The organism is Bradyrhizobium sp. Rc3b, from assembly GCF_900114915.1.
In the GTDB taxonomy this organism is placed as follows: Bacteria; Pseudomonadota; Alphaproteobacteria; order Rhizobiales; family Xanthobacteraceae; genus Bradyrhizobium.
This window is the reverse complement of sequence record NZ_FOUS01000023.1, coordinates 78,111-91,207: the sequence shown is the minus strand read 5'-3', so window position 1 is coordinate 91,207 and position 13,097 is coordinate 78,111. Positions and strand designations below refer to the sequence as shown.

The window sequence follows — 13,097 nt, the reverse complement described above, 5'->3', positions numbered from 1 at the left end:
GCGCCAGAGGTCCACCCCCTCGGCATATCCATATGAACGGCGGTAGGGCCCAGACCTAAATTGCCGGTGACTTCTTCGGCGGCGACCGCCCCCCGGCCAAGGTTAAACGGTCCCAGCACTACGATGGAATTGGGCCTGTTTATTTGTGTGTCACGAAGCTGCCCCTGCCGAGTGTTTGAACGCTTCGTCTGCGGTATATCCAGTGCCGCCTACCCGGTTTCGACCTGCTTGCTTAATGGTTCGGCTGTCAGCCTCAACACGCTCACCTGGTCGCTATGAACCCGAAAGCGGACCTATTATGCTCACGTCGTCCTTCATCACCCTTGCGGACCTTGTACTGCAGCCCGCCGATAAAAGGCGGTCCTGACTTTTCAATTGTAAGTTTCGACAAAGAACAGCAAAATTAAACGCTCCCTTAAGGGGGCCGTTGAATGGGGATTAGCCGGCGCCGCATCACCATTCCTATGATTTGCGACAGCGTGGACGATCCGAGAGAAGTCGAAGAAAGCCACGCTGGCCGCCGGCTTCAGGGAACAATGCCCCGGCAGGCCCACGCGACGTTCGCAAACGACCTCGGGCCGTCGGGCCGGCCGGCTTCGTAGGCATCGCGCACCGCTGCGTCGGTGCGTGCTCGCTCAGCGGCACCGAGGGTCGCCACATACTTGCCTAGCGGCCCTTCGCCCGCAGCAATCGGCGCCCAATAGTCCTCAAAGCTTTGGTAGTCCATGCGGATCATCAACTGAGTTTCCGTAATGTTCACAAGACCCTGATCGAAAAAGGTCCGCTTCATTTCGCCCGGCTGCATCATCGGTTGGAAGCAATAGAACTGCGCAGCTGGCGCCCGCCTTCGCTGAGTGCCGCCACCGTGTCGATCATCATGCGCATGGCGGGCATTCCGCCGAGATGGTCCCACACGGTTGCCGCGACAACGCCACCCGACCGAACAACGCGACTCATCTCGCCGACTGACTTGGCCGCTTCGGGAACAAAGTGGAGCACCAGGAGCGCCAAGGCGCGTCGAACGTATTGCCCTCGAGCGGCAAGGCGCAGGCATCGGCCTGCTGGATTCTTATTCGGGGATCGGTGTTGCGCCGGATAAGCGAGCGTGCGCCTCCCATGGGTTTCATATCGAAAGGCGCATCTTGATGAGAGCCCCGCAGCGGCCGCAATAAATCTAAGTCCCGGAGAACGTGCTTATACTGAGCTTGCATCCACACTATACCAATGTGTAACTGAGCTAGCCACGGGGATGAATTGGCACGAAGCGGGACCAGGTTCATTGTGGGCTTATGGCCATATATACTCAGGTTTACGCCAAATTCACGGAGGCGCAGGAACGCACAGCCGAAGGCCGTGCGGCTGCACTACACTCCAGTTTGATCGCTGACCTCAGTCAGTTGAATTTCGCAGACGCGGATGACCGCCGAGCATTCCCTCCGACACTGCATAGCATTTTGGCCAGGCATGGTCTGTTCGGGCTCACCACACCAGGAGAGCACGGCGGCTTAGCTCTTCCCTTGCAGGAGGCCATCAACCTCATCTCCGCCACTGCATCCTTCGATGTCTCCGCTGCCTCTACCCTCGTCATCCATAACTTCCTCGCCTTGCCCTGCATCCAAGCGGCACCGCACATTCCCGAACAAACAGATATTATCCGGGGTGCAACACGCGGCGATCTCTGCGCTTTCGCTTTGACGGAGCCTGGAGCCGGCTCGGCCCCGAGGCACATAGAGGCTTCGGCTCTCCTGCGCGAAGATAAAGTTCGTATCTCCGGTCGCAAGATCTGGATCGGGCTCGCTGACTGGGCTCGCTGGATCGTTTGCTTTGCGCGCGCGTCCGGACCGGATGCGAAAGGTCGGCTCGTTGGTGTACTCGTTGACAGGCAAGCTCCGGGCCTCAAGGTCACGCACGAGCATCGCACACTCGGTCTACGGGGCATCATTCAGAATACCCTGGAGTTCCAGGATGTCGAGGTGCCGCGATCTTACGTGCTGTCTTGCGATCAAGACGGCTGGGGCGCGGCAGCATCTAGTATGAACCGCGGCCGTGTCGGTGTGGCTGCTATGGGTCTTGGAGCCCTTGAGCGCGCTATCCAGGTCGCAGCCTTTTATGCAAGCCATCGTCGGCTCGGCAAAGTGCGTATGATCGAGAACAGCTACATCGAGCAGTTATTTGGGCAGATGGTGCTGCGGCGGGAGGTTGTGAAGACGATGCTGGCCGCATCCTGCCGACTTGTTTCTGGGCAGGGCGCGCCAAACGTCCACCTTGCGTCGGCAACGAAGGTTCTGTCCTCGGAATGGTGCGGCCTTGTCGCTGATCAATGCGTCCAGCTGTTAGGTGGCCGTGGTTACGATGAGGGAGCGCCTTTAGCCAAGATCTATCGAGACGCTCGCATCCTTCGCATCTTCGAAGGTCCGACTGAGGCGCTCCTATCACATCTCGGCCGCTGCCTCCTCTCTAAAGCCACGCGTGACGAAATAGCCGATCTCTTTGGGTCAGTTGGAGCGGCGTCAGTCCATGCTGCTGCGATTGATGAGCTCTCTGGGCTCAACGAGACAGACGGTGCCGTGCTGATCTATGCGGGTTGGCTCACCACATTGGGATTGGCAAAGGCTGTCATGTCTGCGGGTTGCTTCTCTGCCTCAGATTGCACCGCAGCAGCTGCTGACTTGGTCAGTTCCGAACTAGCAAGTCTCCGTAATCGCGCGCCGGCACGGCAATCTGTCGAAGCCCGCAATCGGGCTAGTCGGACTCTGACCACCTTCCTTCAAGACGCGGCTTGTTCTATTCGCTCACCTGTCCTCACAGACGATTACCTTAGGCTGGTGCAGTATGTCTGACATCTGGCGGAAGGCGGACGTCTTTCCACCTGGTGGTCCCGCGCGCGACGATGGAACTGCGGAAAAGGAAACCATCTCTGAGCACTGTCACCTCTAAATTCCGGCAGGCTTCGCTATGAGCGCCTAACTTACTCAGCTCCTCACGAGGCACTATGATGCTCTCCGAACCAGCGATTGCGGATCTTCGATCGGCGAGGAGCGCATTTCACTCCGTTGCGCGCTCTGTTCAGTTGTAGCCGGCACCGGCGCCTAGTCGGTCCCGTAGTGCTTGCCGACTGACTACAAGATTGTTGAGGTTTAGGTACGGCCGTCTTTCGGCCAATCGCCTAACCAGTTCCCGGGTGCCGTCCACGACAAAGACGCCGCAGTCATAACCGTTCTGCTGCTGTCTTATCGGGGCCTGTTGCAGGTGAGCGTCGAGCCGTCCTGCAAGTTCCGCTGCGGGCCTATTATTATATCCCTGGATGGAGTCATAGTGATAGGCGACCGGCCAGCTCCGATCGCGGCGATCAACCAGCAGCAGCGACCAGTGACTGCCGCGCCGATATCTATCCGTGTCGCTGGCATCGCTTACCGGCAGGAACAGGAAGTCGGCTGTATTATCGCGAACCCACCCTAATGCTCGTTCGGCGACCTCCTTGGAGGGGGATCGCAACATTTGGGCTATCAGGGGATCCACGAACAGCGCCCGGGCGGCGAGACCCGGATTGTTCTGCTGCAACTCCTGCGCCAGGAGCTCATAGTCCCGTTGGATATGCTCGTCGCCCAGCCACTGCATGGGGCCCAGTAGGGGTCCGCCGCCGTCGCCGGAAGAGGCAACGGTAGCCGAGGGGCCGATCTGAGTACCCTGGCCAGCGGACGGCCGAGGATGATGGATGAATTGCGCACCGCCACCTCCTCCCGGCCCCAGTGTGATCGGGCAGGTCTCACCGTTGATGGAGACCTGGGTTGGGCCGCTGAACTGGGTCGGCAGGACCGCGATGTCGTCCAGGACATCAAGCAAGAAATCAGGCAGCGGCTGGGAGCGATCCTGCCAATCCTCGTCCACTCGGTATCCGGCGCTCTGAAGCTCCTGAAGTACGCCCGACCGCCCGACGGAGGATGTGGGTTTACCGGCAAGGCTGACCACCGGCGCTGACTGAGCATCGTCATGCATCTGCTGCGGCGTGTACGGCAGATCAACGAAAGAGTTGAGACCGCGGTAGATGTCTGAAGACGGAGCCTGCACCTCTGATGGTTCAGTGAAGACCGGCGGTCTAGCGGCAGCCCCACCCACCGGCGCTGACTGAGCATCATCTCGCATCTGCTGCTGCGTGTGCGGCAGATCAACGAAAGAGTTGAGACTGCGGTAGATGTCTGACGACTGATCTGGCACGTCTGATGCTTCAGTGAAGACCGGCGGTCTGGCGGCAGTCACACCCACCGCCGCTGACTGAGCATCGTCTCGCATCTGCTGCGGCGCGTACGGCAAATCAACGAAAGATTGAAGTCCCCCGAAGGTGTCTGCCGATTGAGCAGGCACGTCCAATGGGACGGTGAAGAGCGGCGGACTGGCGGCAGCCCTACCCACCGGCGCTGACTGCGCATCATCTCGCAATTGGTGCGTCGTGTACGGCAGATCAACGAAAGACTGAAGACCCCCGAAGGTGTCTGCCGACTGAGCTGGCGCGTCCGATGGTATGGTCAAGAGCGACGTTCTGGCGGCAGCCCTACCCCCCGGCGCTGATCGAGCATCGTCTCTCACCTCCTGGGGCGTGTACGGCAGATCCACGAAAGACTCGAGACCTCGGTAGACCGCCGACGACCCATCTGGCACCGCTTCCGACGTCCGCGACTCAAAATCGTACGGCACGTGCGGCGACCAGTTCGACTCGCCACGCCGCGGCTCCCCGCCCGCCTGCTCAGGGGAGACGCCCAGCGCAGCGTTCGCCTCGACGAGCCATAGGTAGTTCCGAAGCCGATCGAAGCCCATGTCCGCTGTTCGAGTGCCTTTCTTAAAGACCATGTAATCGTCGTTCAACGACTGTTGCTGCTTACTGGTGCCGGTGAGTCGGCTCACCATGCTCCCCCGCCCCTGCCTTTCGAGCCAAGCACCAAATCTTCGTTGGTTGCGGGCCAGACCTTGAACAACTTCTCGCTGGCTAGTCTCCTCGGGTTTGAGGACGCTCAGCTCTGCCTTTTCCAGGCCATCAATGATGCGGGCGTCATCGGGATAAAGATGTAATGTAGGCGACGGGACAGCATAGCCGCTGGGCTCCCGAGAGGCAGCCGCGCCGGAAACGTGCTCGGCATCGCGAATTTTGGTTAACGCGAACAATAACAGCTCGTCCTTTGGGAACAACTTCTGAGCAAATTCGATGCGCGCGGCGTGGTCTAGCCCGGATATCGAGTAGCCCTCAACATTAAGAGCGTTAGAAAATCTGCGAAGACTACGATCATGACGAGCAGCGCTGCCCGACGTCATGCCACTGGCATTGAGTCGCTCTGAGAGGGGCGCGTCTTCGGCTGAGGGGATCGTGCGCGGCCGCCCGCCAGAAACTACATAGCTCGGATCACGATACGCACGAAGGACACTCAGCCCCTTCTTCATGTCTTCGTTGTTCGGGAAGTAAGTCTTGACGTAGCGGACCAGCGACTGGTGGTCCCCCAGATCAATCGTTTGGCGGTGAGCGCCAAGATGATTTCCAAGTCGGCGAAGCAGCTGAGTATATCGCTTAACCGTGTTCGGTTTTGGGCTTTTCTGAGCCACATAGTGGGCAATCGCCTTATCGATAATCTCCCGATCTTCTGCAGAGAGATGGGGATGGTGGTTTCGGCCGCCAACAGAGAGAGGACCCGGATCAGCTGGGCGCGCCTCGGCCAAGTGCAGCTCAAAACCCTGTTGCCCGGCATCGCCCCCTTGGTGCTCTTCCAACACGGCGTGCTGTACCTGGGACCAAGCTGTTACATTGGACGAATCGAAATTGTACGGGTCCACGCTAGCCTCACGTGCAAGAAATCAATTGAGCTGACCCTATGATGAATAGGCTTTCCAGACTCTGACGAGGCAGTCGGTCGTGAATCAATGCATTGCCACATCTGCAAAACGAAACTGTCCCGCTGCTGTTAATTGTCGCGCTCCGCACTTGTCCGCGGTCGATCTTCTCCCCCAGCCGGAAGCTTATGCGCACGGTCGGTTTAGCGGCCATGAGCGGCGTACGGTACAGCGATCGCCGAGAAACTGGCGATCAAGGCGACTCGACAGCTCATCAGCAGCGCAGAGATCAAACCAGCGGTCCAAGGTTCGTGTTCTTAGGATCTAATGTTGACAGGTTCTTTCGTCGAACCACCGCAAACCGCTCACACCGCTCTCGTTTTCTGAATCGCGTCGGGTTCGTCAGCTTTCGGAAAGCTAGTCCGTGTACAGTGATGTTGAAGTTAGCGGCGCGTGGCAGGGACAGCGCTTGCCCCGTGTATGCGTGGGGCCGTGGGCGCCGAGTCACGTTTCTGCTAACTTCAACCAGTGCGGGCGTGGCAGGGACAGCGTCTGATCCGTCCAACCTGCCCAGCGCCGCGCCCGCGCTGCTTCCGATGTGAGACCGGGATCATATGTAACCACCGAGCGTCGTCTTTCACATCAAGCTAATAGCCAACTTGTCTACTCCGCGGAGAGGACACCGGGCCGTAAATTCAGAGTGTCACACGCATTTCTCGGGATTTAAATTGTCCGCTGACCCTGCAGTCCAGCTTGGTGCAAGGTTTGACCGTCAGGCCTGAAACGAACAGCATAGTGTTATCCCTGCGTCGGTTCCGTTTTCGACGTCACCAGAGCCGAACGTCAGCGCAAGCGCAGTGGCGAGGACGGCCGGACTTTTGCGGAGCTCGTGGCGAGCGTCGACTCGGTCGTGCCCTGGTGCGGCGATATGCATCGTGGTTGACAGCAGCTGCTTTGGCTGGCGAGCTCAGTAGGGAAGTGGCCGACAACGATTCCGAAGTAGACGAAAAGGCGTTTTGCCGGCTTTTTGATGCGTGATGCCCGCCCTTAGCCTTTAAGTGCGAAGGTCGTAACCCACGCCAGGAGCTTGGCCAGCTTTCAGGCAAGCTCCAATCGGCCAACGAACCTGCTTGAGTGCAAGCGCAGCCCATTCAGGCTCTGGCACGGGAGGTCACGCGCTCATCAACCTGAGTGACAGGCAAGCGTCTCTCTGAACATTCTTCTCTCCTGCACGACTTCCAGCGACCTACCGTCGAGCGTATCCCCCAACGACCGGTGGGCCGCGGTGAGCTGCGCTCGCCCGTCGGGTGCACGTTCAGGCGCCACAATCCATGTTGACTGTCGTGATTGCACTTTCGGACCCGATGCGACTCTCCGGCATCTATCGAATCCGATCCGTGGGGCCCGGCAAGGTCTGTTGCAACTTCCGAAACACTCACGTCATTCTTGGTGTGACGTCAGTCGATACTTCATGTCTGTTCAGGTTCCTGTAACGGTCAGTGAGACTTTCGAACAACTCACGCATCTGACCTGACCGAACAAAACTTCTCTCAACCAGATAAGTGCCGAAGCTATTGGCCCGCGCGTACTCTGTGTCGCCGCCGCCACTGCACATGCCCCGCTCGGGTGCGGGGTAGTGGCCGACGAGCTCATGACTGTCGCTCAGCGACAGCAGGTCAATCCGGATGTAGTCAGGATGATGGCGACCCTGGACAACGCGTTCGTCAAACTAACTTCGACCGTCGCGTTGGCCTTGATCTCACCCTCACCGCGTTATGCTGTCGACCGGTACACACTTCTCGCGCCAAATATTGCGCAATTCGCGTCGTCGGATCGGCCAGTAACTGCCTTGTTGCTGCCGAACCACCTTCAGCACGATTCCGTAATCTTAAACTGGATCGGTGCACTGTTGGCTCCTACCTGACAGCAGCCAATTTCAGGCTCAGCCCGCCCGCACACGGCGACAGCCGATCGATCGAGACCTAGACCCATATATGGCGCCTCAGTTCGGGGGGGGGGCCGAAGCGGTGTTTCTGCAACCGCTCGGCGTCACCTTCCACTCGGATATTGCCAAACTCATCTCCTCATGCTGTCGCGCTCATCCGCGCGAACAACATTGCTGCGTCTGAGGGCCCTAGTCCAACAACGCCTACAAAGCTTGGCGGCGGCGTCGGGATCTCCCGATGAGTTGGTCTCCACAGATGAAGGCAATATCGGCTGTTATTCACGTACTGCGAATGTGGTGGATGCAGTTGCATGACACACTCCTCTTGATCCCAGAACAGGTCTTTGACAAAGCACATCTCCTCCCAGTTCGGACAGCGCCGCGGCGTCGAGACAGCAACATGCTCCCAGCCGGGACGGACGAATCCAGTTATCTTCAGTCCACACCCGCAAGGCCCCTGCACAAGGAACACGCCGCAAGGTCCCGATCCCGGAGCGGTACCGAACCGGCCGTGTTGCACGCGGCCGGCCTCCAGCTTCTCTATCATCTGCGCGCGCACGCCCGCTCCTTTGCCTCCCGGGTGGCCTTCAGCTCGACGCAGGCTGCAAACTCGTCGATCAGCTCGATCCTGGGCCCAGCGCTCCTAGACCACTCTTCAGTGCACCATCTGAGAAAGGCGCAGATGTCCATCATCACTCGTTCTCCTATTATACTCTTCTCACTTACACTGCGGGCGGCGAACGCTATCAGGGGCCACTCATTGCCGGATTATGACCGGTAGCACGATCCGCGCGATGCAACTCAGTCCGCCGAATTGCACCTTTCCGCTCACAATCCAGCTCTGTCATCGCGCCTCTCTGAAGGCATCTTACGCATCGAGACCAGCCAGTATCGGTCGCACATCGCCGAACAGAGCGCCATCAGCAACAATAATGTCCGCCATCACTCTCTCGCACTTCATGCAAGCGTTAGCGCCCATTCATGTTTGATGGCGACCTGCCTGAGCACAAGAAATTGGCGGCTCTTGGCAGCCACCCACTCTTCAATGAATTAGTCGTAATCATGGCACGCCCCTTTTATGACGTTTGACATCCACATCTGATGATGCCTCGCAAAGTGCTGGTGGCAGTTGGTGCTTCGCGGCGATATCAATGCTCGGTGAGATCATAGTACTTGATCATTCGCGGCTTTCTGGTCGAGCCCGGATACTGCCAATGCGCTCACTATTTGAATGCGATTGAATTGTGCGGGGTCAACTCGAACTGGCCTACACCAGAGTCGCCGGCGCCTGGCATGAATTGTCTTCGAGTTATTACATCCAGCGGACTGCCTACCTACTCGATGTCTCCTCGTAAGCTAATGGTCAGAAACAATGATTAGTCGATCTCATTGAGTGCGACCGTTGGCCGATCTTCCTGCTTCACTACGATGCTAGTCCCAACTCATTGCTCACGGTATGGTGCTCGCGAACGCGCTCACGTCTTTGCTGCTAATGCGGGTGTTGTCTTTCCGACGTGAACGTCGCGAATCCGACCTCGGGCAGCGACTCTGGGTCGCCAACGCCCGAGAGAGGCGCCTTTGCTTGCATCAAAGCGGTCCCGACACTTCCCCGTCGTGGCACGTAGATTGCTGCGGTGACGGGAAGCGGCCTTAACTGTACCGACGATACACGAGCATTCCATCGCCGGATGCTCGCCGCGCAACAGGCAACGATTCTAATACTCTTCCTATAAAAGAGGACTGCGAACTTATGAGTGGTACGAGGCATGCAAAGCCCGGCATTTCTCCGTGGATCAGCGCAACGTCTGATGAAATGACGCACTGGCGCACACCAAGGCACCCGACGACCAAGCGTTACGGCGCCGATTGTCGCTCCGGGCAGGCGCAAAGGAGGTGGAATCTTTGGCCGTTGCTCGCACTCCTCATAAATGCGCTGCTTTGGGCGGGTATCTACTGGATCATCGCAGCGTTCTTCTGAAATAACCTGTTCGGATGAAGCCTGGAGGGGCTTTCCGACGCCTTTCGCACGCAACGGCCGTATTGTATGCGCAGAATGAATCGGACGTGGAGAGCTCTTTCACGGGCTCGGTTCGCGTGCACATTTCGCGCGACCACCTAGAAATCGACACCGCGCCCACCCAGAGGAGATATTGAGGCCTGACGCAGATACCTCGAATTGGCGAACTGATTGCCATTGCAGCCGCGACGAAGTGCCAAACACCGACCTGCAACAGCTCAACACATCCGCACACGGATGGCATCCGGGCTTGCAGGTTAAGCGCGACGCATTGACTGCAAATAGAGGTCTAGGGTTCCACATTCCCGTGATATGATAATTAGCTTTCGAGAACCTGACAAACAAGGAGACCTGAAGGAGCGTTCGGCAGGTGGCTTGCTCTGCCTTCACGTACGTGTCGCAATCTGGAGCGCTGCACAGGACCGTCAGGATGCCTCCCTACGGAGCCCTGAACGTCCCTTCCACTACTGACTTGCTTGATTGAGCGGAATTTGCGTGGTGGGGGTGGGGCAGCGATCAACACGCCGGGACCTTTTGCTGATCCACAGCGACGCTTTACAGCGCTTCCTCAGGCCACGCATCGTCCTCGTTTCTATGCATCTGCCACACCTGGGCACGCCGAGCCAGCTCGTCGTATTCCACGGCAATTTTAAGCAGCCTGTCTTTGGCTGTTCCCTCAGCGAGCGCTTCCGCTTTCTTCCGCGTTGCTTCCGCACGGCCTCGCCAGTGGTCGGGTTGGTAGAGTTTACTTTTCGGATTCATGCCGAGAGCATGCAATTCGCAGATCAAGGAAATGCGACAATGTCACTCCGTAAAATCACGTAACAGCAATGCTCGTGACCTCGGTTCGCGAATCGGACGGTCGCTCCGCATAGCCGCTATTCTCAAGCATCACAGTGCGCGTTGAGCCGAGGCTCGTATTATACACAGCCCCGACATCCTCCGACGATCGGATGCACGAAAGGGCTTGAATCGCACGTAGCGTTAGATTGTACGATCCTGGACACGTCCGACAATCCAGACGTCCCGGACACGTCGTGAGAACTGCGAATGCTTCAGACACCTAAACTCAAGTGGCGCGACGCAATCAGCAAGATAAGTTCCTCGGAATGCATTCTCGTCCGCGCTTCGTCGGAGCTGTTCCTGTCGCGACTGGACGAAATCGCGCGTTTTGAGATCTGCACGGCTGGCGCTTCCATGACCGTAGCCTCTTCCATGACCGTAGCCTCGCCGGAACGAACGGGACACCGAAGCTCCATTCCGGATAACCCACCCACCGTTTTCACATAACGCGGAACATAGGTGCGATTACATCAAAAATGGTCTTGGCGCCATCATGGTTCGCTCTGAACGATCGATTGCATCATCAACAGACGCTTGAGCGCAGCTGCGCTTTTTACCTGATCTCTGGCCCTTTCAGCTCGACGTTGCGCGGGCTACGGCGGCTGGCGGGTAGGCTCAGCCAAAGTACCTGGCAGATGTCACGTTCAAGCAATGCCACGCAACACCCATGCATACATTGAACCAGCGGAAGCTGCGGGATGATCACCTACTAGGCCAGCTCAGCCGGCACTGCTCCATTGTTCGTGGTGCTCCGCCACTACGCAGGGGTCGTGCCTGTTATACCGGGCAGATGACCAGCACTGTACGGACCGCAGAAAGAGAACAACGAGCATGCCGGCACCGTACCTAAGCACTTCCGGCCTATTTTCCTGGTCGGCAGGCGCTTCGCACAGGAACAGCAATAACGCAGTTACACGTAATAGAAGGGATCTCATGGCTCACAATCAACGAACTCGGTTGACTTCGCGCCTCAAAATCTTCCTCTGGGCCATCGCTCTTGTCCTCGCAATCACGGCTGTAATCCCCGGGCCGGTCATCGCGCGCGATCAGGCGCCGAGCGCAGAAGAGAAACAGGCTTGCATTGAGGATGTGTTCCGCCTTTGTAGCAGCCACATACCAGATCCCACCGCTATCACTGCCTGCCTCAGATCCAAGCAAGAGAGCCTCAGTCAGCAATGTCGCTACGTGATCTCGGTGCGAGACACTGGCCACAAGAGCAGTAACTCGAAGTGAATATGTGGCGGCTGGAAGTGGAGAGCTTGACCCTCACGTAGCGTCAGGTTGTAGCCTCGCCAACAGTGCCCACACTCAGCCGGCTGCCGCCTCAAGCGTCAATCAGGCTATGCCGCTTGGGGCAGGCCACTGCATTAAGGCAGTCGGTGCCCGGTCTCTTCACGATGTCTCGCTCAACGGAAGAGCTCGAGCTTTGGACAAGGAGTGTGTGTAAAGTTCGATGGATGTGCTTAGATCGATCATCGGTAAACTTGCCACGGGCGGCACCCTGACGCGCGAGGAAAGTGCGTCAGCCTTCGACATCATGATGTCGGGTGACGCAACTCCCTCGCAAATCGGTGCCTTGTTGATGGCGATGCGGGTCCGGGGCGAGACGGTCGCAGAAGTTACCGGCGCCGCCTGGGCGATGCGGAATAGAATGCCGCGGGTTGAGACGGCATGCGACCCCGTCGGTCTCGCCGGCACGAGCGAGACCCTTATGTATTCGGCCAACGTATCGACGTGTGCTTCCTTCATCGTCGCCGGGGCAGGCATTCCTGTGGCCAAGCATACCAGCCGCGCTGCGTCTTCGAGTTCAAGCGCCGCAGACGTATTGGCGCACCTCGGTGTGAAGGTCGATCTCAAGCCTGAGGCCATCGCACGTTGCGTGCAGGAAGCCGACATCGGCTTCATGTTTGCGCCCGCGCGTTATCCCGCGATGCAGCGCATCGGGCAGATCCGGATCGCCGTTGGAACCCATACGATCTTTAATCTAACTGAGGCTGTGTGCAACCCGGCGGCGCTCAAGCGGCAGATCGTTGGGGTATTCTCTCCCGAATGGGTGCAGCCCCTGGCGTACGTCTTGAAGAACCTTGGTGCCGAGTCGGTATGGGTTGTTCATGGCTCGGACGGGCTCGAGGAACTAACCCTCACCGGCCCAACGTTTGTTGCTGCGCTTGAGGCGGGTACAGTCCGCACCTTCGAAGTGACGCCGGAAGAAGCCGGGCTGCCCCGCTGCCGCAACGACGCGCTGGAGAGCGGGGATGCGGAGGCTAATGCCGTCGTGCTGCGAAATGTACTTGACGGCGTACCAAGTCGATTTCGCGACGCCGCGCTTTTGAACGCGGCGGCGGCGTTGATCGTGGCCGGGCGGGCCTCGACACTGACGGAGGGCGTAGCACTTGGAAAAGAATCACTTGATTGCGGCGCCGCGGCCGGTCGACTGAAGCGCCTGATCGCGGTTTCGAACGCCTGACAGCCGAGTTG

The 13,097-nt window shown here is 58.4% G+C and carries 4 protein-coding genes and 1 pseudogene; 2 read left to right on the top strand and 3 right to left on the bottom strand.

Features of this window, described 5'->3' with window-relative positions:
• Positions 1 to 526: 526 nt before the first annotated feature.
• Positions 527 to 1,094, bottom strand: a pseudogene (locus tag BM190_RS36510) (class I SAM-dependent methyltransferase); the annotation flags it as partial.
• 195 nt (positions 1,095 to 1,289) lie between these two features.
• Between BM190_RS36510 and BM190_RS36505 the strand changes: the two are divergent.
• Entirely contained in the window at positions 1,290 to 2,840 is a 1,551-nt protein-coding gene (locus BM190_RS36505) for an acyl-CoA dehydrogenase family protein (RefSeq protein WP_092262336.1), read from the top strand.
• A 226-nt stretch (positions 2,841 to 3,066) separates the two neighbouring features.
• Here BM190_RS36505 and BM190_RS36500 read toward each other — a convergent pair whose 3' ends face one another.
• Both BM190_RS36500 and BM190_RS41990 read right to left on the bottom strand, forming a co-directional pair.
• Positions 3,067 to 5,817, bottom strand: a complete 2,751-nt coding sequence (locus BM190_RS36500; protein ID WP_244550864.1) for a Ulp1 family isopeptidase — start codon at positions 5,815 to 5,817, stop codon at positions 3,067 to 3,069.
• Between the two features lie 2,081 nt (positions 5,818 to 7,898).
• Positions 7,899 to 8,306: a DUF7694 domain-containing protein gene (locus BM190_RS41990; protein WP_502687024.1), complete on the bottom strand. Its 408-nt coding sequence runs from the start codon at positions 8,304 to 8,306 to the stop codon at positions 7,899 to 7,901.
• A 3,766-nt stretch (positions 8,307 to 12,072) separates the two neighbouring features.
• Between BM190_RS41990 and trpD the strand changes: the two genes are divergently transcribed.
• The gene (gene trpD, locus BM190_RS36470) at positions 12,073 to 13,086 is read left to right on the top strand and encodes an anthranilate phosphoribosyltransferase (protein ID WP_092262330.1); all 1,014 of its coding nucleotides are present in this window, start codon (positions 12,073 to 12,075) and stop codon (positions 13,084 to 13,086) included.
• Positions 13,087 to 13,097 lie beyond the last annotated feature (11 nt).

What these genes read in the sequence shown, in the direction of transcription:
- BM190_RS36505 (WP_092262336.1), top strand. Translation starts at nt 1,290, where the DNA reads ATGGCCATATATACTCAGGTTTACGCCAAATTCACGGAGGCGCAGGAA.
- BM190_RS41990 (WP_502687024.1), bottom strand. Translation starts at nt 8,306, where the DNA reads ATGATAGAGAAGCTGGAGGCCGGCCGCGTGCAACACGGCCGGTTCGGT.
- trpD (WP_092262330.1), top strand. Translation starts at nt 12,073, where the DNA reads ATGGATGTGCTTAGATCGATCATCGGTAAACTTGCCACGGGCGGCACC.